The sequence below is a fragment of the Candidatus Neomarinimicrobiota bacterium genome (genome assembly GCA_021734025.1).
In the GTDB taxonomy this organism is placed as follows: Bacteria; Fidelibacterota; JAANXI01; order JAANXI01; family JAANXI01; genus JAANXI01.
Genome location: JAIPJS010000010.1, coordinates 49,964 through 75,113, shown reverse-complemented (window position 1 = coordinate 75,113; position 25,150 = coordinate 49,964). Strand labels below are relative to the sequence as shown.

The 25,150-nt window shown below is 49.6% G+C and carries 16 protein-coding genes; all 16 read right to left on the bottom strand.

What is annotated here, in order from left to right; genetic code table 11:
• Positions 1-72: 72 nt before the first annotated feature.
• Positions 73-1,449, bottom strand: a complete 1,377-nt coding sequence (locus K9N57_11660; protein MCF7804840.1) for a DUF4340 domain-containing protein — start codon at positions 1,447-1,449, stop codon at positions 73-75.
• Between the two features lie 95 nt (positions 1,450-1,544).
• Positions 1,545-3,071: a Gldg family protein gene (locus K9N57_11655; GenBank protein ID MCF7804839.1), complete on the bottom strand. Its 1,527-nt coding sequence runs from the start codon at positions 3,069-3,071 to the stop codon at positions 1,545-1,547.
• A gap of 4 nt (positions 3,072-3,075) precedes the next feature.
• The gene (locus tag K9N57_11650; protein MCF7804838.1) at positions 3,076-3,852 is read right to left on the bottom strand and encodes an ABC transporter permease subunit; all 777 of its coding nucleotides are present in this window, start codon (positions 3,850-3,852) and stop codon (positions 3,076-3,078) included.
• Positions 3,849-4,814, bottom strand: coding sequence for an ABC transporter ATP-binding protein (locus K9N57_11645; GenBank protein MCF7804837.1), 966 nt, complete (start codon positions 4,812-4,814; stop codon positions 3,849-3,851). The genes K9N57_11650 and K9N57_11645 overlap by 4 nt, the downstream gene beginning before the upstream one ends.
• A complete protein-coding gene (locus K9N57_11640; GenBank protein ID MCF7804836.1) occupies positions 4,811-5,749 on the bottom strand; it encodes a BatD family protein in 939 nt (312 codons plus the stop codon). Before K9N57_11640 ends, K9N57_11645 begins: the two co-directional genes overlap by 4 nt.
• Before the next feature lie 264 nt (positions 5,750-6,013).
• Positions 6,014-6,892, bottom strand: coding sequence for a DUF58 domain-containing protein (locus K9N57_11635; protein MCF7804835.1), 879 nt, complete (start codon positions 6,890-6,892; stop codon positions 6,014-6,016).
• Between the two features lie 101 nt (positions 6,893-6,993).
• The gene (locus K9N57_11630) at positions 6,994-7,986 is read right to left on the bottom strand and encodes a MoxR family ATPase (protein MCF7804834.1); all 993 of its coding nucleotides are present in this window, start codon (positions 7,984-7,986) and stop codon (positions 6,994-6,996) included.
• A gap of 18 nt (positions 7,987-8,004) precedes the next feature.
• The gene (locus K9N57_11625; protein MCF7804833.1) at positions 8,005-8,508 is read right to left on the bottom strand and encodes a tetratricopeptide repeat protein; all 504 of its coding nucleotides are present in this window, start codon (positions 8,506-8,508) and stop codon (positions 8,005-8,007) included.
• 134 nt (positions 8,509-8,642) lie between these two features.
• Complete coding sequence (gene clpB / locus K9N57_11620; protein ID MCF7804832.1) at positions 8,643-11,327, bottom strand: ATP-dependent chaperone ClpB; 2,685 nt, start codon at positions 11,325-11,327, stop codon at positions 8,643-8,645.
• An 18-nt stretch (positions 11,328-11,345) separates the two neighbouring features.
• The gene (locus K9N57_11615) at positions 11,346-13,247 is read right to left on the bottom strand and encodes a BamA/TamA family outer membrane protein (protein MCF7804831.1); all 1,902 of its coding nucleotides are present in this window, start codon (positions 13,245-13,247) and stop codon (positions 11,346-11,348) included.
• Positions 13,248-13,254: 7 nt separating this feature from the next.
• Entirely contained in the window at positions 13,255-17,130 is a 3,876-nt protein-coding gene (locus K9N57_11610; protein ID MCF7804830.1) for a translocation/assembly module TamB, read from the bottom strand.
• Positions 17,131-17,296: 166 nt separating this feature from the next.
• On the bottom strand, positions 17,297-19,231 hold the full coding sequence (gene dnaK / locus K9N57_11605; protein MCF7804829.1) for a molecular chaperone DnaK: 1,935 nt from the start codon (positions 19,229-19,231) through the stop codon (positions 17,297-17,299).
• Positions 19,232-19,462: 231 nt separating this feature from the next.
• A complete protein-coding gene (locus K9N57_11600; protein ID MCF7804828.1) occupies positions 19,463-21,937 on the bottom strand; it encodes an ATP-dependent Clp protease ATP-binding subunit in 2,475 nt (824 codons plus the stop codon).
• Between the two features lie 84 nt (positions 21,938-22,021).
• Positions 22,022-22,720, bottom strand: coding sequence for an ABC transporter ATP-binding protein (locus K9N57_11595; protein MCF7804827.1), 699 nt, complete (start codon positions 22,718-22,720; stop codon positions 22,022-22,024).
• Complete coding sequence (locus K9N57_11590) at positions 22,710-23,936, bottom strand: FtsX-like permease family protein (protein ID MCF7804826.1); 1,227 nt, start codon at positions 23,934-23,936, stop codon at positions 22,710-22,712. The genes K9N57_11595 and K9N57_11590 overlap by 11 nt, the downstream gene beginning before the upstream one ends.
• The gene (locus tag K9N57_11585; protein MCF7804825.1) at positions 23,929-25,149 is read right to left on the bottom strand and encodes an ABC transporter permease; all 1,221 of its coding nucleotides are present in this window, start codon (positions 25,147-25,149) and stop codon (positions 23,929-23,931) included. Before K9N57_11585 ends, K9N57_11590 begins: the two co-directional genes overlap by 8 nt.
• Between the last annotated feature and the right edge of the window lies 1 nt (position 25,150).

Below are 25,150 nucleotides of genomic sequence, written 5' to 3'. Positions count from 1 at the left end.
TCACATATACTGGATACGAATTGGATAAGAGATGCCATCTTTTGCAAGATGGCATCTCCAATATATTTTCTATTATTCCGATTCCAGCGTCATGTCGGCTGATTTTGCTCTGAGTTCATCCAGGGACACCTGAAATGCACTCAGTTTGCTCTCCCGTATCACATAGATGTACGGGGAGGAGTCCATCTTGATATAGCGGAACCGCTCGCCGGTTTCGTCTCCGACTGTCAGGCCGTCGAATTCGCTCCCGGCAATATTGAACCTCATACGCAGCCAGGGGTCATCCAGTCCGTACCGTGCCGGATTCGTATTGGTATAACTACCGAGGGAATCCATCCGCAGGTTTGATATGGTCCTGGCAATCGTTGTGGCCCATTTCCCGTTTGCCGGGGCGACCACAGGACTGTTCAGCTGCCACGTCGTGTCGATCTTGGTCACCTGGTAGGTCGTATCGTTCCAAATAATTTCCACATCGGTGACCTGATTTCGGTTCATTTCAAACAACTTCTTATCCTGGAATTCGAACACCGAATCAAAGAAATCGTCCACGATGGTACTCGTCACCGAGAACACCATTGGTCGGGACAAATCTCTGACATAATATTGCAACGGGTCAGAATTCGGCACCTGATCTCCCACCGCAAGCACGGCATCTCTGGTGGAATCGTTACTGAATACGGATAACGAAGCTTGCGGGTTGTTTAACCCGTATTCCCGAAGATTTTCCGGCGATTCCTCGTAGTACTCCTGTGCCGTTCCATTATCCACGCTGGACAACAGCCCGGTGACCTTGGACGAATTCACTCGTATTTGCGGCTCGTCCAGCCGCCACATCGATCCTGATTTATTAAACGTCAGATCCCGGCCATCATCTCTGGAGACTATAAACTTTGTAATGTTACTCCGCTCAAAGTCCAGAATGGTTTTATCCCGGAGTTCGAACAACGTCTTTTGCGCCTGGGTCCGCACCGCATTTGCTGTGGTGTATATTCCCGGCGCATCTGTGAGTTTCACAAATGTTCCGGACTGGGTCGGATTTTGGTCCCCCACCAGAAGCGTCGTACTTCCGGTGTCATTATAGACAATCTGTACCTTCGCTGACGGGGAATCCAATCCGTAGGGTTGCAGGTCTGTTAAATCTGTGGCCACAGTCCGGTTTTTTTCCACCGATGTCAACACATCCAGATTCGTATTGATCCGGCTCTGGTTGGCTCCTGTCTCGACCGGTTCCGTAATTTTCCATTGTCCACCAATACGTTCATATTGAAGGATGTTTTCACCCTGGGTCAGGGTGACGCGGGATACCGAATCCGGTTCAATATTGATAATTCGGCTGGCTATCTGTTCCTGCTGTTCCCGTTCGGCGGCGCCTTTTACACCCCAGAAATAGTAGAACAGTCCAAGCACAGCCAACAGACCAAGTAGTGTGAGTGTGGTTTTTGGTTTCATCACAAAATCCCTTTGTCACTCAGGTTCTGTATTCAATTTTCATCTGTGGATTACCGTCGCCCGTTTCCGAACGACGGTAATCACTCGAATTGTGCCTATCTCCGACGCGTCCAGTACATGACTCCGCCAACTACGAGAATCAATACCGGTAGCAGAATCACAACCAGAATGAGAACGGTCCGCACCTGACTCTGACTCATCTGAATGCGGCGATCTTCCGGCGCATTCGGGCGTACGGAAATCAGGTCCTCATCCTGCAGGAGCCAGTTGACGCTGTTCATAAACAGGTCGCCGTTCCCCTGGGCGTTGAAATATCGGTTCGTAGCAAAGTCGGAGTCGCCGAAGGCAACCAACCGTCCCTTGACCGAACCGCTGCTGTTCGGAACTTCCATTGCTGATGCAAGTGGTACGGGCCCGGCCATATCCTCAGGATCCTGTTCTGCCTGACTGGCACTACTGATGCGATCCAGATCCGTTTCACCCCAACTGTTACGACTGGTCTGTGCCAAAACATTCCCGGAATACCCGGATGCGTTCGAAGGCACGTTCACTCCCATGGAGCGCGCCAGCGGATAAAATGACATTAGTCCGAATCCCTCGGTGATGGTATGATCACCGTAGTTATTTACCAGCGGAACCGTCGGACCAGCGCCAAAAAGTTGTCCGATTCCGGATGCGTCCACAACGATGTTATCCCCCGGTTCGAAGTAGTACTTGGCCAGGAAATCCTTCATCCTCGGCGATCCCTGGGGATCGAGCATGAAGAAAACATTACCGCCCTTATCGATATACTGGGCCAGCATGTTGAATTCCTTATCAAAGAATTCCGTCTGCGGCCCTGGAATTACGACAACAGACGCATCCCCTGGAATGGAATCCAAATTGGCGAGGAACAGCTTCTCCGCCACATAGTTTTGCTCTTCGATTGCAGCCGATGCTGACTGGAGGCCGGATTCGCCATCATCGCCAATAGCATGTTCACCATGTCCGGTAGTAAAATAGACCTTCTTTGTCTCGGTCCGCGTAACCTTGATGAGGGCGTTAGTGAGGTTCTGCTCGGAATAGCTGTCAATTCGCTCAGTTTTGGTTCCGGCCTCCACCACGATCGTCCCGAGATTCCGAATATTATACTGCTTCGCGATTTCTGGTTTTTTATCCGGATCGACGAACCGCCATGAAAATTTCGAAGATTGCTCCTCGTACTCCTTCAGGCGGTCTTCCAGTCGGGAACGATTACTTTCCACATCAAACGCAATAGCTTCTACATCCTGTTCGAGGTTTTGCAGTACCTTAACCGTTTGATCCGCCAGCGAAAACTGCTTGGCTGCGGTGGTATCCACGCGCCAGTTAAACTCATTGAGTATCAGATTTGCGATCACCACTATCACCAGCACAATCACAATTCCGATAATACTGCTGACCCCGTATTTCGTCGTCTGTCGTCCGGAAATTTCCCGGATATACGACCAGTTGAAAACTACACCTGTGACAGCCAGCACTGCGCCAAGAATCAACGGAATTAGTACGGGTGCTCCCCAGGTCCCAAGAATCCAGCTGAGCACAAAACCAACCAGTATCAGCGCAATACCGACCCAAATTCCGAAACGTTTCAGTAAATCCATCGGCTTAGCCCCTCCATTTCGTTGATTCTATGGACTGATACGTCAGAAAGAGCGCCACAAACAGAAAGCTGGCGTAATACACCAGGTGCTTCGTATCAAAGACGCCCTTCGTAAAGTCGCCCATATGTTCAATGATTGACAGGTAGGATGCCAGATCGGCAAAGAAGGAATTTCCCGTGCCGAGCCAGCCGATGGTCCAAAACAGCATCATGACGGCAAATGTACCGATAGCGGCAATAATCTGGTTTTCAGTAAACGAGGAAATCAGCACCCCCACTGAGACCGTCGCTGCACCCATTAGGAGCAGTCCGAGATACCCCATTAGCGTCGGCGCAATTTCCGGATTACCGTAGAACATCAGTACCACCGGGTAAATAAACGCCACGACGACCATTGATGCATACAGTACGAAAGCCGCACCGAATTTCCCCAGGATCATCTGGGTATTGCTGATCGGCGAGGTCAGGAGTAGTTCGATGGTCCCCGAACGTTTATCCTCGGAAAATGACCGCATGGTAATCATTGGAATCATAAACAGCGCAATAATACTCATATTCGCCAATAGCGGCCGAATCATCATCTGATTCACATTGACGGTAATACTCCTTCCCATCTGCTGTGCCTGATACATAGCCTGCATCTGGATGTTCAGGAAGCGCGTCAGCAGCGCGTAAAAGAACACCCCGGAGACCGCGATAAAGAGTGCGATGACTACATAGGCAATTGGCGAGGAGTAGTACGATTTCAGATCGCGTTTAAATATTTCCCAAGTCTTTCTCATGCCTGTACCTCCTCCTGGACATCTTCTTCCGTGGTGAGTTCAAGGAAGATATCTTCCAGTGTCAGCGAAATCTGTTTTAACTCAAGGAGCCCCCAACTTTGCTTTACGATAGTGTCGGCAACGGAGCGCCGGACGTCGTGTCCCGGTTCACTGTCTATCCGGAGAGCGCAGATATTTCCCTCAGTCTGCACACCGGAATCCAGCGTGACACTCGTTACCCCGTCGATTTGTTCCAGCGATGGCTGAATATCATCGAACGGGCCGTCGACTTGCACCTGCAGGGTCTCACCGCTTTTGAGGCTGCTCATGAGATTCCCGGGTGTATCCTCAGCAACGATTTTTCCCTTATTAATAATCACGACGCGCTCGCTGGTCATGCTCACTTCCGGCAGAATGTGCGTCGACAGGATAATTGTATGATCGTTTGCGAGTTCCTTGATGAGCTCACGGACCTCGATAATCTGCTTGGGATCGAGTCCGACTGTCGGCTCATCCAGCACAAGGACTTCCGGATCGTGGATCAGCGCCTGGGCCAGGCCGACTCGCTGCCGGAATCCCTTGGACAGTTTCCGGATGAGTGAAGTCCGGTAGGTTCCCAGCGATGTCAAGTCCATCACCCGGTCGATCTGCCTGGGGATATCGGATTTATCCGCTCCGTTGATCGCAGCGACGAACCCAAGGTAATCCTCGACTTTCATATCCACATAGAGCGGCGGATTTTCCGGGAGATATCCGATTCGCGTCTTCACCTCCATTGCATCTTCAAATACATCGTAACCTGCCACCGTTACCTTGCCGGAGGTCGCAGGCATAAAGCTGGTAATTATGCGCATGGTCGTGGTTTTGCCCGCAGCATTCGGGCCAAGAAACCCGACGATTTCCCCCTTATTGACGCGGAAGGAGACATCATCGACGGCAAGAGTCTGACCATAACGCTTCGAAACGTTCTGCACTTCAATCACGGTGACTCTCCTTTGTTTACTTCTGCGATTTGCTGTTGAGTAGTGTTATCTTGTTGTTTCTCTGATACTTCCGGGTCTTCTTCGTCTTCTACTTCTTCCATTTCAGAAATTTCAATCTTGGTATGGTCCACAATATCAAATCCTTCTTCCAGCACCCGGTCGGCTTCTTCTTTGGACGGCTGGTATTTGGCGAATTTCACCAAATCAGATGTTGTCAGAAGATCCGACACTTCGTTGTAGATTTCCGGTGTCAGCTGATTTTCCGGGAACGCCCGAAGTACTTCGGTGCTGGTCATCTCCAGGGCGGGGATAAAATATCGATCTTCAAAATAGGCACGGATGGTTTGAGAAATATCACTAAAGTGCCGCTTCATGGCGCCTTTACCAGGATAGTCGGCCCGTTCGATTTCCCGGAGCCGCTTATATGCTCGCTCGTGTGCCGACTGACGCCGCTCTTCGGGAGTCATCTCCGGTTCTTCTTCAGTTTCCCGACGACGCCACCAGAACCATCCCAGGATCCCCGCAATGAGTAATCCAGATCCAATTCCGATCCAGAGCCATGGAATCCGGGCTGGCAGATCCATCAAGGGCTTAATATCCCGGAGTTCCTGAGCATCGGGTGGAACGGTGGAGTAAATCATGATTTCTTGGGTTGCGGATTCCAGCGAAATGGGGGCCGCGCCCGTATCCGGGGGTTGTACGCTGACTTTTATGGAAGGAATAGTGTACCTGCCGGTATCATATACCGCCAGAGAATAAGTAATGTCTGTCGTGGTTTTACCGGGATTCGTCTCAATATCCCGAACGGAGAATTCTCCCAGCGTCTGAATATCTTGCGGGAGGGAAACTTGCGCACCTTCCGGATGCTCCACAGATAACTCCAGATGAAAGAGGTCTCCGATGAGTCCTGCAGTGGTGTCGACGGTCGTAGTCATTCGGACCTGCGCGCCTGAGGTCAGCGGCAGAAGAAGTACGAATGCCGTAAGAATTACGAACCTGTATTTAAATTTAATTGTTCGGAATTTTTTCATATTCCAATGAAATAGTATTGAGTACTACGTACCATACAATTTCGGGGTTAGAATTACGCACTACATAATACTCAATTCTTCCTTTTCCTTTTCCTCATTTCTCCATCCAGCAAGAAACCAACATGCTTTTCAATCCCACCCCTTATACCTCATACCCTATACCTGGTGTTATTGCATCCGGCGTTCACGCATCTTAAAGAATTTCATCACCGGTTCCACATAGGACTCGGCCGTATTAATCCGGACTGTATCCAGGCTCATAGAGGTAAAAAGTTTATTCAGCGATTCCCGCCGGTTTTGCATGGCAGAAACAAACAACGTCCGCAGTTCCCGATCGCTGGTATCCACAACCATCTCTTCGCCGGTTTCCGGATCACGTACCCGAAGGAGTCCCACATCAGGTAATGCTTCTTCCTTGGGGTCAACCAACCAAAAGCCGATCATATCGTGCTTTTTCCCGGCAACCCGGAGCGGCTGTTCGAAACCTTTATCCCAAAAATCGCTGATCAGGAATGCGACAGAACGGCGCCGCTGGACGTTGAGCAAATACTCCACTGCCCGGGAGATATCGGTCCCGGTGGATTCCGGCTCAAATGCCAGAATTTCTCTGATAAGTCTCAGGATGTGTGTCCGCCCTTTTCTCGGGGGGACATACTTTTCGATCTGGTCGGTAAACATTATGAGCCCGACCTTATCGTTATTTTTAATGGCGGCAAAAGAAAGTAAGGCAGCCAATTCCGCGGCGATCTCTATTTTCATCTGTTCCACGGAGCCAAAGGCTTCGGACGCGCTGGCATCCACCAGCAGCATCACGGTCAGTTCCCGTTCCTCTTCGAATACCTTCACATATGGCCGTTGATTCCGGGCCGTGACGTTCCAGTCGATGGATCGAATATCGTCGCCAAACTGATACTCCCGGACCTCGGCGAACTCCATCCCCCGGCCCTTAAAGACGCTGTGGTATTCGCCACTGAAGACATCGTTAACGAGATGCCGTGTTCTTATCTCAATCCGGCGAACCTTGCGGAGTACTTCTTTGGAAATCACGTTAGTCTCGACTCACCCGTTCCACACGTTCACTGATTCATCGTAATGTAATTTGGTTTAATGCCGTTTTGGGCATTTCATGATTAATTCGAAATCGTTTACTATGGTACTTCTACCTCGGCGAAGATCTGATTAATCACATCTTCCGAGGTGATTTCCTCTGCCTCTGCCTCATAAGTCACAATTACCCGGTGGCGCAATACATCCATACCGATAGCGCGGATATCATCCGGGGTAACGTATCCCCGGTTGCGCAGAAATGCATGTGCCTTTGCGGCCAGCGCCAGATAAATAGAGGCGCGCGGCGAACCGCCGTACTGGATCAGCGGAGTAAGTTCGTCGATTTCGTATTCGCCCGGATTCCTGGTGGCGAATACCAAATCTATGATATAATTCTCGATTTTTTCGTCCATATAGACGTTGTTGACCACATTCCGGGCCCGGATAATTTTCTCCGGCTCGATAACAGCTTCGATATCAGGCCTGGCTGTGGTGTGCGCCATCCGCCGAAGGATCTCCTTTTCCTCATCCTTGTTTGGATAGTCGACGGTAATCTTCAGCATAAACCGGTCGACCTGTGCCTCCGGTAGCGGATACGTTCCTTCCTGTTCTATAGGATTTTGCGTCGCCAATACCAGAAAAGGATCGTCCAGGGGGAATGTCTGTTCCCCGATAGTTACCTGGCGTTCCTGCATGGCCTCCAGGAGTGCACTCTGCACCTTTGCCGGTGACCGATTGATTTCATCTGCCAGGATAATATTGGCGAAAATCGGCCCCTTCTTGGTGGTAAACTCACCCTCTTTTTGATTATAAATCAGGGTACCAAGCAGATCGGCCGGTAAAAGATCCGGGGTAAACTGAATCCGCTGGAACCGGGTATCGATGGATTGAGACAGCGTGTTGACCGTTAATGTTTTGGCCAGCCCAGGTACGCCCTCCAGGAGGATATGTCCGTTCGTCAACAGAGCAATAAGTAATCGTTCCACCATATATTTCTGGCCAACAATCACCTTGCCTATTTCGTTGTACAGATCCTCTACAAAGGCGCTCTCACGTTGAATTTGTTCGTTTAGTTCTGCAATATCGTGTGTCATACCCGCAATCCGTCTCCGCTATTCCGATTCCATAGTTTGCTGCATGAATCCGAGATCGTCGACCTCGTCCAGATCTTTGCCCATATATTTCATTTCAAACCGAACGGCGTCAGCCAGTTCGTGGGTAGGATAGATTTCCAGGAACCGCTGGTACTCCGACTTTGCTTTTTCATAATTGTTGACATGATTCGCGTAGACATATCCGATCATAAACTGGGCTTTTGCTCCCCAGTTCGTGGTTCCATACTGTTCCGTCACCGTCTGATACGTCTGCAATGCCTTTGAGGTCCTTTTGAAATGATTGAGATGAAGGTCGGCCATTGTGAAGATCGTCTTTGCGCGCAGCGAATCAGGCGTATTTTCAAGGGCCAGTACTCGTTGGTATAAATCCATGGCCTCTTCGTATTTTTCCTGTTCTGTCAAATCCTTGGCATTATCCCACAGTTGTTGTGGCGTTTCACGCCCTCCGCAGGCAATAAAAACCGTCAAAAGCAGCGTTAACAGTACATACCGTTTAACCATTCAATCCTCCTGTTTTTCCAAATGGAAAATTTTACAAAGGTTTGTAATATAGTGAACCTCTCTTGATGTCACAACCGTCATCCGGCCTGTCTTCAGTTACAATCCCCGCATCAAATGCATTTAATGCTAACAGTCTATTCGAGTTCCTTAACTTCTTCAAATTCGGCATTGATTGTATCGGCCGATTCTCCAGGAGATCCGGAATCCTGCTTTTGAAACACAAAGGCATCGCCATCCCAGTGAATTACTATGGAGTCGCCGGGATGGATCTCATCCGCGAGTACTTCGGTCGCCAATTTATCGATAATTTCCTTCTGCAGGACGCGCTTAATCGGCCGGGCGCCAAACGACGGATCGTAGCCCAGATCTGCTATCCGTTCGACTACTTCTTCGGAGAGTTCTGCCCGGATGTTCATATTTTTTATCCGCTGGCGCAGCCGGCCAAACTGTAATCGCACAATCTCTGTGATGTCGGATTTTGATAACGGTTCAAACACGATCACGTCGTCAATCCGATTCAGGAATTCCGGCCGGACGTTCTGCTTCAGTTGCTTCAGCACTTCTTCCCGCATCTCTTCATAGATAAGCTCCCGATTGTCCTCGGTCATGGCGTCCATTTTCTGCATGATGAACTGGGATCCGAGGTTGGACGTCATGATAATTATCGTATTCCGGAAGTTTACCGTTTTGCCCTGATTGTCCGTCAGCCGGCCGTCATCGAGTACCTGTAACAACATATTGAATACATCGGGATGCGCTTTTTCGATTTCATCCAGCAATACCACGGAATACGGCTTCCGCCGAACGGCTTCGGTCAGCTGTCCCCCTTCGTCATAGCCAACGTATCCCGGAGGCGCACCAACCAGTCGTGCGACCGAGTGCTTTTCCATGTATTCGGACATATCGAGCCGGACCATGGCGTGTTCGTCATCAAACAGAAATTCGGCCAGAGATTTCGCCAGTTCGGTTTTCCCCACGCCTGTGGATCCGATAAAAATAAATGTCCCGATAGGGCGGTTCTCGTCCTGCAACCCGGCCCGGGCCCGACGAATCGCATTGGACACGGACTGAATAGCTTCGTCCTGCCCCACCAGCCGGCGGTGCAGCCGTTCTTCCATTTTCAGCAATTTTTCGCGCTCGGATTCCATCATGCGGGTCACGGGAATTCCGGTCCATTTTGATACGATCTCAGCAATATCTTCGGAAGTCACTTCTTCTTTCAGCAGCGTTTCGCCGCTCTCGCGGAGTTCATCCAGCTCCCTGGTCTTCTGCTCCAGTGACTCCTTCAGTTCAACTAATCTCCCGTGTTGGAGCTCGGCTGCTTTTTCCCAGTCACCCTCTCTGGTGGCGCGTTCTGCTGCCATTTTGGTCTCATCGATAATTTTTTTCAGTCGCTGGACGTCCTCAATTATTTCCTTTTCGTGGCTCCATTGTGCCCGGAGCTCATCGGACTGTTCTCTCAGATCTGCCATCTCCTGCTGCACCTGCTCCAGGCGTTTTTTCGCCCCGGTTGACTCTTCTTTCCGCAGTGCGCGAGTCTCTACTTCCAGCTGGCGAATCCGCCGTTCCACTTCGTCCAGTTCCGCAGGAAGGCTGTCGATTTCGCTTCGGAGCTTACTTCCGGCTTCGTCAATCAAATCAATTGCTTTATCCGGCAGAAACCGCTCGGTAAGGTACCGGTCGGATAATTCGGCCGCGGCTATAATCGATTCATCCAGGATGCGAACACCGTGGTGCACCTCGTATTTATCCTTCAGGCCACGCAGAATTGAGACGGTATCTTCGACCGACGGTTCAGAAATAGTGATTGGCTGAAATCGTCGTTCCAGGGCAGCATCCTTCTCAATATGTTTCCGGTATTCGTCGATAGTCGTTGCGCCGATGGCCCTGAGTTCACCCCGAGCGAGCTGCGGCTTCAACAGGTTAGATGCGTCCACGGCGCCTTCCGCGGCGCCTGCCCCAACCACCGTATGCAATTCATCGATGAAGAGGATAATCTCACCATCCGACTCGCTCACTTCTTTCAGCACTGCCTTCAGGCGATCTTCAAACTCACCCCGGAATTTCGCACCGGCGATCAGGGCGCCCATATCCAGTGCCACAATGCGCTTGTTCTGCATATTTGTCGGGACGTCGCCCTCAACAACGCGCTGCGCAATTCCCTCCGCAATGGCGGTTTTTCCGACGCCGGGCTCTCCGATGAGCACCGGGTTATTCTTCTTCCGTCGTGACAGCACCTGGAGAACCCGGCGAATCTCTTCGTCTCTGCCAATAATTGGATCAAGTTTTCCACGCCGTGCGAGATCATTCAGATCCTTACCGAAACGCTTCAGGGACTCGTATTTATCCTCAGGAGACTGGTCAGTCACCCGTTGCCCACCCCGGATATCTTTGAGGGCTTTGAGAATGGCATCTTCCGTCACCCCTTGTTGTTTCAGATATTGAGCGACCTTACTTTTGCTGGCCGAAATGGTGCCATATAATACATGCTCGTTACTGATATATTCATCATTGAGCTGCCGGGCCTGTTTTTGGGCAGTATCAAACACCTGGTTCAGGTCATTGGAGAGGCGCGCTTGCCCGATACCACCCCCGTGTTGTTTCGGCAAACCATCGATTTCACTTCGGGCTTCTTTTTGAACGGCATTGCTATCAATGCCAATTTTCTGCAATAGTGAACCTATAACACTTTCGCTCTGACTGAGAACAAAATCGAGATAGTGACCGATTTGTATCTCAGGGTTCCCTCGTTCTTCAGCGCGTTCGACCGCACCTTTCAGCGCTTCCTGAACCTTTAATGTCATATTGTCAAACGATATCATCGTAAATCATCTCCATTAGAACGCATATTGCAATCCCAGGTTAATATTCCAGAGATCGTCACGGTAAATTCTGCCGGTTTCTTCATCCCTGTGTGCCCTGGGATTCAGTTTCCTTCCAAAGTCTATCCGTGCCGGCCCTAAAGGAGTTGCAAAGGTTATTCCAATGCCGACGGTATGCCGCAATGACAGGATATCCAGGTTAGAATAGTCAGTCCATAACTGTCCTGCATCCAGGAACAATTCGCCACCAAATTGCCAGAAGAGCGGGAACCGGTATTCCAGATTAAATACTGTCTTGACCCGCTTTCCCTGGGGAACCCAAACCGAGTCAGTCTGATTATAGCGAACAGCCAGCATATCAGTCTGGAAACCCCGGACACTGGTAGCTCCGCCCAGTCGAAATAATTCATCATCAGGGATTACGGGATCATTCGGGTTATATTTATGGAGGCTGCCAATATTAATGCGTCCGGCAAGCGTCCCATTAAAATAGCTCTCCCAATACTTACTGAGAGATACTTCAACCTTATAAAAATCTGCTGTTCCCCCTAGAATACCACCGAACAATTTCGGTTCAACCTGAATTACGAACCCCTGCTTCGGATACAGAAAGTTATCCCTCGCATCTCTGCGGTATAGAAACTCAAGGCTTCGTTCCTGGCGATCCTGATACCGTAGCAGTTCTTCCGCGCTCTCCGATGGAACATCCATTAGTGTCACCTGCTGCCAGGTAAGAGTTGAACGCAACGTTAACCGTCTGCGCCGAGTATGCAGGAATGTAAGATCAGTTCCCCATTCTCGTTTTGGATTTCCCGTGATATCGTATGTCCGCAGCTCATAGAAGAAACGGAGGGTGGTTGGTACCCTGAATTTCCAGAGCCACGGCTCAGTATAACTGATTGAAGCGTCTGGCCAGGGGTTCAGGTTAATTAGGTCAAACAGCAAACCGGTGGACGCCTGCAGGCGTCTTCCCGATGAGACAAGATTCCGATTCATCCATTCCAAAGAAGACTCTAGCCCGGTCGTCGGTTCGGCGCTTGGGGTAATTTCATATTGTCCTAGTCCAAAATCAAAACGGACTGTATGAAAATCCTGCTCTCGCAGAGTCACCTGCAGGTCCACTCGCTCTGAATCGACAGTACTCGGAACCGGCCGAATATTTACATCAGCGAATAATCCCGTTTCAAAAATCCGACGCTGACTTTCTTCAATCTCTTCGCCACTATACCGGTCTCCGTTCACCAGGGTCAGTTCGCGTCGGACGACGTCCGGCTTTACTCCGGAGAGCCCGTTAATCCGAATATCTTCGACATAGACGGTCTGGTTTTCCTCAATGACAATCGTGGCGAATACATTCGTACCTTCGGCATCGATGCGGTACTGGATATCGGCAAACGGCTTCCCGGTATTTTCATATGCTTGCTGTACCTGTTCGATAGATTCCTGAAAGAGATAGGGGTTATACGGAGCCCCCGTATCCAGGTCGCTGAAATAACTATAAACCTGCTGATCCGAGAGTGCCAAATTCCCACGGATATCAATTTTTCTAAGAAAAAATCGCTGCCCTTCCTGAATGGAGAGGAATACCTCCACCCGGCGGTTCCCCTTCACATAGAAAGAATCCCGTACCGCCACATTGATAAATCCGCGTTCTTTATAGAACGACTCCAGTGTTATGACATCCAACCGGAGAACCCGTTTATTAAACTCCGCTCCCATACCAAGCGTCGTGACTTTTCCGGTATGGAGATTTAACTTGTCCTTGAGTTCCTCCGAATCATATGTCTCATTTCCGGAGAGCGTCAAACTTTGCACCCGGTAAGTTGAAGTCGGGAGGATCTGCTGGGCATACCCGTGATTCAGGTGAAACAGATACGCACAGAAAAACAATAATATCCACAGGGTACGGAATCGCACGGGAATATTAATAATTGTATTTTAACCGGTATTTGAAATGATACAACCCTTCTTCATCAACTTCCCCCAAAAGAGACATATATCGGTTTAATTGATATTCAAGCCCAACTGTATTGGTGGGATTTTCTGCAAAAAATCCCCGGCCGTATGTAAAATACAAGTTTGGTGCTACCCGCCGCCCCATTGTAATAGTGACATTTTCCAGGTTTTGGAGCCCCTGGCCTTCGGCTTCCACATCAAAGGTTTCCAGACCGATAAGCTGGCTGCCATAGTTTTCTAATTGCTGCTCCAGATAACTGGTAAAAATGGATTGCCCGAGGGCTTGTGTGTTTATCCCTTCCTCAATTCTTTCGTTAAAGGTGAGTATTTCTAATATTTCCTGTTCGGTATATCGCTGTCCCTCACCCGGAGTCTCCAAATTAATAGACGGATTATCCAGTTCCCCGGAGAGTGTCAGTTGCACTTCCACTTGATCTTCGATTTCCGTAGTTGCCACAATATTTAATCGCGGATTAAACTCCACGGGGTCAAAATAGATCTGCCCTTCCTGGATTGTAAATGTGTCGTCATAATAATAGTATTTCCCGCGAATAACGTTAAGTTGGCCGGAAAAATTCACGGGTTCGTCGCCATGCCGGACAATCCAGATATCGCCTTCAAATTCGGCGCTGACCTGATCGTTTCTGATATAGAAATTGCCGGGAAAAGTCGTATGAAGATTATACTCGACGTACCGCCCCTCACCTCTGTTCGGTGCTATTTCCTGTGGAATATTATTCCCGGAGAAACTCATTCGTAATACGACTTCTTCCGGTTGCAAATCACCGGCAATGACCAGGGAATCCCGGCCAGTTAGTGTCATATCGGCACCTGTTATTCCTTCAATTTCTCCAAGGAGGGTCCGGATATATATATCTTCTCCTTTGATCCGGAGATTTAACCCGGGCTGAAAAAAATGAGCGAAATCCAGCGATCCATTAACAGCCAGGTTAGGCTTTCGCTGCGCTACTTCCCGATCGAACAGGTTACTCACCCAATGTCGGAACCGTTGAAAGACCCCTTCAATGATCTCCCGATCTTGCGGCGAATGCATCTTTGCGGTAAAATCCCGGAGTTGCATCCTGTTATTGCGCAAGATCCCGCGTCCGGATATACCGGTAATTTCATTTTCCAGTGTCGCCACCTCAACGGTCGAACTGTCAATAGTTATCTGTCCATTCCGTTCCGGATTATTCGGTGTCCCGGATACCAACAGATCCAGGGTAAACACGCCTGTTACGGCATCGACTTTCCCCATATATTTACTTAAGAATTGTAATTGGGGCGTTTCCGCATGGAATTTAAGATCCATGGGATCGTCCCGGCGCAATTCAATGACCGGAGTATACAGATCGATTGTTAGAGGCAAAGTCCCACTTCCCTGGTATATGCCACCTTCCCGTGTTTCCTCAAGATAAAGTCGCGTAAACTCCATCGTGCCGGAATCATATCCACCGCTGGCTTCAAGGTGATAACCCTCGATTCGGTCAAAGACCGGGTGCTGGACCGACAGGTCAAACGTGATATTCGGATCCGCGGTAATCCCATCCAGGTTTATTGTACCTGAAACTAATCCCGACATAGACTGATTAATATCTATAAACTGGGTATAATCCTCCAGATATATACCTTCCAGATCTAATTTGGAGGAGAATTGTAAATTTTTTGTGAAGTCAATGGTATCCCCCTTTACCATTCCAATAATATCAATGGGCATTTGCCCCGTGAAAGATATCGCCCCCTCTTCGTGCGTCTGGATTTTTCCGTTGTTTACGGTTAGTACTTGATCTTCGTACTCGATTTCCGCGCCAATTCTCTGGTAATGCAGATCTCGCCACACGACGTTTGCTATTTCCAGATCACTGTATATCACCTGTCGCTCTCCGGCCCCGGCATAGGTAAAAGAGCCATTGAGCACTCCTGTCACTGGAAGCGGATCCTGCAAGAGTTGATTCAACGGTCCGTAATCGATATTGGTAAATTCGGCGTGGGTCCGCAGGGAATCACCGGACCGTACGTTTCCGGTAAACGTAACCAATCCGTCATTTACACCAATAACCCCCTGGGAAATTGCGAGCCGATTATTTTCAATTTGGAAAGGAAGAGGCGTTCTATTGTGTATAAAGGTATTCCGGTAGCGTAGCTCCAGTTTATTGACCTCACCACGCAGTGCCTCAGAGATACCACCCGTGATATAGAGATGGTCATCTCCATCCGAGAGTTCAAAGTTTCGGATCACAACGGAATCGTCCTGACTTATCGCTGACAAGTTTCCGTAGGCAACCTCTTTCCCCCAGGCATTTCCTTCCCGGGCCTCGACAAACATCTCACCATCCCTGCGGCGCTGGATATCATCCAGTTGGATGTACGCGGCAATGGTATCAAAATGGAATTCCCGGAATCCGAAGTTCCGGAGCTGTAGTCGACCGTCGATCGAGGTGGTATCAATGGTGCCATCGATAGAAAAATTCCCGTTTGCCTCCCCATAGATCACCGGCAAATTCAAACTCTTGGCCAAATAATCAAAACGATCTGTCGAGACATCGATTTCCAGGTTAAGCTCGCCATTTAGTGCATACCATCCATGGAGAAGCCATTCTGCTGTTTTATAGCCCACGGAAAGGCTGTCCACAAAGCGCAGGGTGTCATTGGATAATGCTAGCCTTCCTTCCAGATTTGAGATGGTATAATTTTTAACACTTGAAGAAGTGAGTCGTATGTTACTATACAATGCAGGATCGGTTAATGAGCCGGCCTCCTCCCTAAGGTCAAATACGCCGGAAATATCGGTTGTTGGTAAATCCTGTCGAAACGATTGGAGATTAAGATGTTCCGCCTGCACCTCCGCATTACCCCCTGAGTCAAAATTGTATTGACCGGCAAATTGAAGGCTCCCATCTCCTATATTCAGGGTACCTGCCGGAACAGATATAGCCTGGTTTGTTACGGTAAAATCAAAAAATCCGCTGGCAGGTGTACTTGCATTCAGGTTCCCGTCAAATTCCGTCGTAATATCGAATTCGGTGAAATCAGTATCGAGTCGGCCTTTTATATCCCACTCGTCATTGCTGAGATAGGTAATGCCAAATTGAGGCAGGATTGATCCCAATGACAGATTTGAGGTTTGGTAATTCAATTCCAGGTGGGTTTCGGGGTCCAAATCCAGTTGCCCATTGAGCAGCACAAAGGCCGAATCATACATAAATTCGACGTTATTAAACTGGATTGAATCCGGATATTGATGGATTAAAAATTTAATACTCCGCAGCTGTTGCGCCGGGCGGATTGCCTCTATGGAGCTAAAGTCACCGGTTATCGCGAGGGCTTCATCATCCTGATCGATATGCATTTTCCCGGTGATTTTACTCACGTTCACCTGCTGGCTGCCTGTCCCATAGACAAATTGTCCCTCATTAATACTCAGACGCTCAATAGTAAAGGGTTGTCGCTGCGTCGCTTGCCCGAGATCCCCGGATGCAACCTGCTGAGTCAACAGATCCAAGCCCTCGTTATAGTAAACCACCGGTTGATCAATATGGACGGCATCAATGGCAAATTCGCCAATAATTACCTTCCAGAGCGAGTACCGGAGCGTCAGACTGTTGGCAGTGAAAAGAACACTATCCTGGACCGTGGTTACGGAGACGTTATCACCGGACAATTGATTGAGGATGTTTCCCGTCAGCCGTTCCGCCTGAATTTCCAATTTATACCGGGTCTCGAGTTGGGAATTAAAGTAGGATAACAGTTGGTTCGTCCACAATGTCGGCCGCATAATAATTAACATTGCGAATACAAATATCGCAAAAAGAACGAATGTGATGAATAAAAGTCTGCGTTTCATGCGTCGATTCAGTCTATATTCAATCGAATTAACGTATAATAGGAAACATCAACAGATGAATCTAATGATAATTTTCGCGCTTGAATAAAAAAAAGCGGCGGAAATATCTTCCGCCGCCTTTCCATTGTACTCCGTTGTGTTACCTGTGGTTTAACCGAGGAAGTTCCTACTTCTCCTCGTCGTCCACCACTTCAAAGTCCGCATCTTCGATTTCGGAATCGTCCGTCTGCTGCTCACCGTTGGCGCTGGTTTCAGTAGACTCCTGGGCCCCCGGCTGTGCTCCGGCTCCGGGCTGCTGGGCCTTTGCCTGATCGTACATACCGCTGGAGATTTCACTCCAGGTTTCGTTGAGCTCTTCAGTGGCTTCCTTAATTTTATCCAGATCGTCACTGTCTTTGACTTCTGCGAGGCGATCTTTGGCGTCTTCCAGTTTGGATTTGTCATCTTCGGACAGTTGGTCGTCGAACTCTTTAATGTTTTTCTCGGTCTGATACACCAGATTGTCCGCCTGGTTTTTCGCCTCAATGAGTTCGCGCCGCTTCTTATCTTCCTCTGCATGCTGCTTGGCGTCCTGAACCATATCTTCGATTTCGTCCTCATCCAGTCCGCTGGAGGCTTCAATCCGGATACTTTGCTCCTTACCGGTCGCCTTATCTTTAGCGGAGACGTTCATTATGCCGTTGGCGTCAATATCAAAGGTCACCTCAATCTGAGGGGTACCACGCGGCGCCGGCGGGATGCCATCCAGATGGAACCGTCCGATAGTCTTGTTATCACGCGCCATTTCGCGCTCGCCCTGCAACACGTGGATTTCCACAGATGTCTGGTTATCTGCAGCAGTTGAAAAAATTTCCTGTGCCTTGGTCGGAATAGTCGTATTCCGTTCGATGAGTTTCGTGAAAACACCACCAAGCGTCTCGATACCGAGGCTTAATGGCGTGACATCGAGCAGCAGTACATCTTCGACCTCGCCGCCAAGGACTCCGCCCTGAATTGCAGCACCAATCGCCACAACTTCATCGGGGTTCACACCTTTATGCGGTTCTTTTCCAAAGATTTCCTGGACGATCTCCTGGACCGCCGGGATTCGGGTCGATCCACCGACTAATATGACATCATCGACGTCGCTGGCGCTCAATCCGGCATCGCTCAGAGCATCCTGACACGGCTTTCTGGTCCGTTCGACCAGATCTTCGACTAACTGCTCGAATTTCGCGCGTGTGAGTTCCAGATTCAGATGTTTTGGACCGGAGTTGTCAGCGGTAATAAACGGCAGATTAATCTCCGTCTTCATGGTGCCAGAAAGTTCAATCTTTGCTTTTTCTGCCGCCTCCTTCAGACGCTGAAGCGCCATGGGATCTTTGGTCAGATCCACACCTTCGTCTTTCTTGAATTCCTGGGTAATCCAGTTGATGACGCGCTGGTCAAAATCATCGCCACCTAGGTGAGTGTCACCATTGGTACTCTTCACTTCGTAGACACCGTCGCCCAGTTCCAGGATGGAGATATCGAACGTTCCGCCACCCAGGTCAAAAACGGCGATCTTTTCGTCGTCTTTCTTATCCATACCGTATGCCAGTGAGGCGGCTGTCGGCTCATTGATAATACGTTTGACATTCAGACCTGCGATCTTTCCGGCATCTTTGGTGGCCTGGCGCTGCGAATCGTTGAAGTAGGCCGGGACAGTAATCACGGCATCCGTGACCTTGTCACCGAGATAATCTTCCGCAGTCTGCTTCATTTTCTGAAGCACCATCGCCGAAATTTCCTGGGGTGTATATGACTTATCATCAATTTCGACCTGGGCCAGGTTATTTTCGCCCTTTACGACCTTATAGGCGACTTCCTTAATTTCTTCGCTGACCTCATTGTATTTCCGGCCCATGAACCGCTTAATCGAGCTCACGGTTTTATCGGGGTTCGTCACGGCCTGACGTTTTGCAGCCTGACCGATCAACCGCTCACCATCTTTGGTAAAACCGACCACAGATGGTGTCGTCCGGTTCCCTTCAGCATTTTGTATTACCTTGGGTTCACCACCTTCCATAACTGAAACACATGAATTGGTGGTCCCTAAATCAATTCCAATAATTTTTCCCATAGTTCATTTACCTCCTCTTGCCTCTCAAAAATTTTTTTCTCATTACTGTTAATGCAACTTACAAGGACTATACCAATTCAATTCAGGAAGCCGGAGTATAACAATCTGGCAGAATTTTGGGAGAGGAACCGGCGAATGTGTCAGTTCATGACACAAACGCAGAGAAATAAAAAAGCCCTGCCACCTTGACGATGGCAGGGCAATACCTTGAATCCTGATGAAATGACGTAATCAGTTCATCAGATTTTTATCTTCGGCAATCTTTTCAGCGTCAAAAGATCCCTGGGTGAATACAAGTTCACCGTCTTCCTCATCAACCTTGATGGTGCCGTGATCGCTCAGTTCACCCTTCAGAATCCGCTCGGCGATGGGATCTTCGATGTGGCGCTGGATTTCCCGCCGCAACGGTCTGGCGCCGTAATCGTAATTGTACCCCTTGCCGATGAGGAATTCCTTGGCATCTTCGGACAACTGGACGTCGAAGTTATTCGACTGGGTGTTGTGCCGGATTTCTTCCACGAGATTATCCACAATCTTCAGCAGATCTTCCCTTGAAAGCGGCCGGAAAATAATCGTATCGTCCAGCCGGTTCAGAAATTCCGGATTGAACATCTTCTTGACCTCTTCGTTCACCTTGGTCTTCATCGAATCGTAGACCGATTCTTCGTCCGATCCTCCGAATCCGAAGGTCTGGTGTTGCAGGCGACTCGTCCCCACATTGGAGGTCATAATGATCACGGTGTTCTTAAAGTCGACCTTTCGTCCGAGACTATCGGTCAGGACACCATCTTCCAGAATCTGTAGCAGGATATTGAAGACATCCCGGTGTGCTTTCTCGATTTCATCGAGCAGCACAACCGCATATGGATTCCGGCGTACCCGCTCCGTGAGTTCACCGCCTTCTTCGTATCCGACGTATCCCGGAGGGGCACCGACCAGTCTTGACACGGCAAACTTTTCCATGTATTCGGACATATCGATTTTGATCAGGGCTTCATCACTGTCGAACATGTACTTGGCCAGTTGTTTGGCTGTCTCGGTTTTTCCGACACCGGTCGGTCCAAGGAACAGGAACGATCCGATGGGACGGCGCGGATTCTTCAATCCGGCACGGGCCCGCTGGATTGCCTTGGTCAATTTTTCAAGCACCTGATCCTGACCGATAATATGTTCTTTCAACATGTCCGTCATTTTCAGAAGCCGCTGGGATTCGGACTCGGCCACCTTGTTCACCGGAATTCCGGTCATTATGGAGACCACGTCCGCAATATCGTCTTCAGAGACTTCAACGATATTTTCCTGTTCCGCCTCTTCCCAACGTTTTCGGGCGTCTTCCAGATCATCCCGGAGCCGCCGTTCCCGATCACGGTACTCGGCCGCTTCCTCGAACTGCTGCGCCTTGACGACTTCTTCCTTCTCTTTGCGAACATCCTCAATCTGCTGCTCAAGCTCCAGGATTTCGTCCGGCACAACGATATTTTTCAGGTGAATTCTCGAACCGGCTTCGTCCATCACATCAATGGCCTTGTCCGGCAAGAACTTATCCGAAATATACCGATGACTCAGTTGGACCGACGCCCGGATCGCTTCATCCGTATAATTTACGCCATGGTGCTCCTGGTACCGGTCCTTCAGCCCATGGAGAATGTCCACCGTTTCCGTTACTGATGGCGGATTCACCACGATCTTCTGGAACCGGCGTTCAAGCGCGCCATCTTTTTCAATATATTTCCGATATTCATCCATTGTGGTGGCACCGATACACTGAATCTCTCCCCGGGCCAGCGCTGGTTTAAACATGTTTGACGCATCCAGCGAACCTGATGCGCCGCCGGCGCCCACGATGGTATGCAGTTCATCGATGAAGAGGATGATCTCTCCTTTCGATTCCTGGAGTTCGGACATTATGGCTTTCATCCGCTCCTCGAACTGCCCCCGGTATTTCGTCCCGGCAACAATGGCAGCCAGGTCTAACGAAATAATTCGTTTATTGTAGAGTACCCGGGAGACATGATGCTCCACAATCCGCATTGCAAGCCCTTCGGCAATCGCCGTCTTCCCGACCCCCGGTTCCCCAATGAGGACCGGATTGTTTTTCTTTCTTCGTGATAATATTTGTGCGACCCGTTCAATCTCATTCTCACGCCCGATTACCGGATCCAGTTCATCATTCTGGGCTAAATCCGTTATGTCGGTTCCGAAATGATCCAGCGCAGGCGTTTTGGATTTTTTCTTTTTGGAGCCGCTTCCGCTGCTGCTTGTGAATTGTTTTCCTTCCATATGATCTTCCAACTCATTTCTTATCGTTTCGTAGTTGACACCAAAGTTCAGTAGTACTTCTGCTGCAACTCCCGTTTCTTCACCGAGAATTGCCAAGAGGAGATGTTCCCCCCCTACCGTATCCATATTAAAGTAATGCGCTTCCTCACGTGTTTGTTTCAAAATTCTTTCCGCACGCTTTGTGAGTGGAAGATGCCCAAGCGTGATAGTACTGGTGGAAGTCTGAACCGCTTGCTGCAGTGCAACACGTAATTCTTCCAGTTCGACCCCCAGTGAAATCAGAAGCTGTGCGGGACTGCTGTCTTCATCTCTGAGAAGTCCCAGTAGCAGGTGCTCGGAGCCGATGTAATTATGCCCCAGGCGGATAGCTTCCTCCTTGGCATACTGTATCACCAGTTGAACCTGTTTTGAAAAATTATTCTTCATGGCCCCGTTGTGCTGGTCCTCTGATTTCAAAATCAATATAAAAACGTGGTGCTCGACGATCAACGCAAACTTACTTCACCGAAATCATGATGTGATTGTAGTCTCACGGACAGCGCCATTTTCCAGGAGCAGGATCCGGTCCGCTCGTTGAGAGATCTCCTCGTCGTGGGTTGCAATCAGGAAGGTTTGGTTTTCCTCATGGGCAAAACTTATAAGGGCTTCAAGGAGACGGGCTCCGGTTTTCCTGTCCAGATTTCCCGTCGGTTCATCCGCCAATACCAGCGCCGGCTTGTTCATCAGTGCCCGGCCTAAAGCCACCCGCTGTTTTTCCCCGCCGGACAGTTCGTGGGGATAATGATGCAATCGCCCGGAGAGGCCGAATTTCCCAAGTAAATCTCTGGCATATTCCTGTTGTATTTTGGTCGGCGATTGTTGGATAATCCCTGGAATGAGGACATTCTCCTCCGCAGTAAATTCCGGAAGCAGATGATGGAACTGAAACACAAATCCCAGCGATCGATTACGCACCCGCGCCAGTTCGTTCCGTGACATATCCGCCAAATTTTTATCCTGAAGAAAGATGTTACCAGAAGTCGGCACATCCAGGGCCCCGATGAGATTTAAAAGCGTCGTCTTTCCAACACCGCTGGGGCCCATCAGGGCAATAATCTCTCCGGGGGCAACTGAGAAATCCACGCCGGATAGCACTTCCAGCTCATTTGGGCCGGACATATACACTTTCCTGAGATTGACCACCTGTAAAAGCACAGATTTATCGGTCATATGAAATAGCCTCGATCGGTTGAAGTTCGGACGCCTGCTTTGCCGGATAAACCGCTGACACGACACTCAGCACAATTGATATCACAATCACGAGTGCAACATCAAGAGGCTTCAGTAAAACGGGAACGGCATCAATAAAATAGACATCACCGGGAAGCGGAACTACTCCGGTAAATTCCTGGATGAGCACGAGTGCAATTCCTACTACCACGCCCACTGCCGTACCAATACTTCCCACGTACCATCCCTGGCGCAAGAATATTCGTCGCACCGAGACATCGCTTGCTCCGAGCGTTTTCAGTATCCCGATATCCCGTATCTTCTCCAGCACCAACATCACCAGCGAACTAATGAGGTTAAACGTTGCTACAAGAATAATTAACGTTAACACAATCAGACTGCCCCACTTTTCCATACGCATGGCGCCGTAGAGAGTTTGATGCCGTTCATACCAGGTAGATGTCATTACCGAATCGTCTCCGACTTCGCTTTTTATCAGGGCTGCTTTTTCCCCGGCGGACTCAAAATCCGACAGAAAATATTCCACGCCGGTATAATTGTCATCAAATCGAAACAATGACTGACCTGCCGCGATATTAGTAAAAACATAGGTTTGATCGTATTGAAACAGTTCCGCACGAAAAATACCGGTGACTTCAGCCTGTACAACCGGCGGAGTATAAAACGGCCCGGACATCTCCAGTGGGCTGATCATGGCCACTGTATCACCGACGGTCACACCGAGTTTATCGGAGAGCTGGAATCCCAGAACTGCACCGGGACTTTCTGCCGTGCCCAGATCAAATTCTCCACCTATGATTTCTGACCGCAGGGGGTACTGCTCGTTGGTTACCTGAAGCGATTTTATATAAACCACTTCGGTGCCGGATTCACTGGTAACCATTGCCTTGCGTTCGATGAGCGGTACCGTTTTCCGAATCCCTGAGTCATTCGCGGCAATCCCGGCAAGTTTGTCTACTGTCGCTTTCTTCATCGGAAATTGCTCTGATATGAGCGCCGGCTCGAATCGCATCATGCGTTCGGTAATCTCAGCACGGAATCCGTTCAGGATGGAGAGCGTCACAACGAGCGCAAAGCAGCCTATGGCGACTCCGACCACAGAAATCGTAGAGACCACGCTTATCAGGCGTTCTCCGGAGCGTCGGGATCGGAAATACCGCCACGCCACCTTTTTAATGAAGGCTTTGCTATTCATGGACAATGGCCTCCACCGGCTTTTTCTTTGCCGCCTGAAGCGCTGGGTAGACCGTTGCCAGCGTCGAGAGAATCAATGCAATTCCGTTAATGATTACGATATGCTCCCAATGAAATTCCACTGGCATGCTACTCATGAAATAGACATCTGCCGGAATATGGATAAGCGCGAATTCCTGTTGAAGCCAGCCCAGCCCAAGCCCAAGTCCGGTGCCAAGCACGGCACCCAGCAACCCTATTATGAGCCCATTCCAGACGAATATTCGCAATGTTTTTCCCCGGGAACTGCCCATCGCCTTCAGGATACCAATGTCCCTGTTCTTCTCCAGTACAATCATCATCAAGGTGCTGACAATATTGAAAACCGCCACAATTGCAATAAGTCCGAAGACTATAATAATTGGCATCTGCTGGCTTTGGAGCCATGCAAATAGACTGGCGTGGCGCTCATACCAGGTCACCGGATAGTACGGATACCCCAGGTCTTCCTGCAGTTTCACCGAAAATGGTTCAACCAGGTCCGAGTTGTGCAGCATCAGGAGCATGCCGTGTGCCTGATCCGGCAATTTAAACAGATCCTGGCCGGCTGCGAGGCTTGTATAGACGAACACGTCGTCGTAATCACTCATCCCGGTGTGGTAGATCGCGCCAAGCCGGAATTGTTTTGCCCGGGGATGGTTCCGGGGGCCGGGGATCCCGTCAATGCTGAACAGCGTAATTTTATCACCGATTTCCGTATCCAATTTCCGCGCCAGCCGGCGACTCACCACTAGCGATGGGAGACCTGAGACTTCAGTGAATTCAATGGAGCCCTCGGTGATATATTCGCCGACCCGCAGGAGCGAATTCAGTGCCGAGTCGGGCATGGCTTCCACCACCACACCATCAGTCCTGCTGCCTGCACGAATCATCGCCTCATGGGAGATGTATGGTGCAAACTGCTTAACCTCGGAAAAACTCTTGAGCTGGCTGGTCATATCGGGCAGATTCGACATAGCCGTCTTATGAAACAGTCGCAGTCTGATGTGGCCGTCGAAACCGATGATATTTTCTTCGAGAGTACTGCGAAACCCGGATAGAACACTTACGGTGAGTAACAACGCAGCAATTCCAATTGCCAATCCCGCGATGGAAATCCTGCTGATAGTCGATATAAATCCGAACCGGTGTCGGGAGATGAAATACCGCTTGGCGATGTACCAGGGGAATCCCACG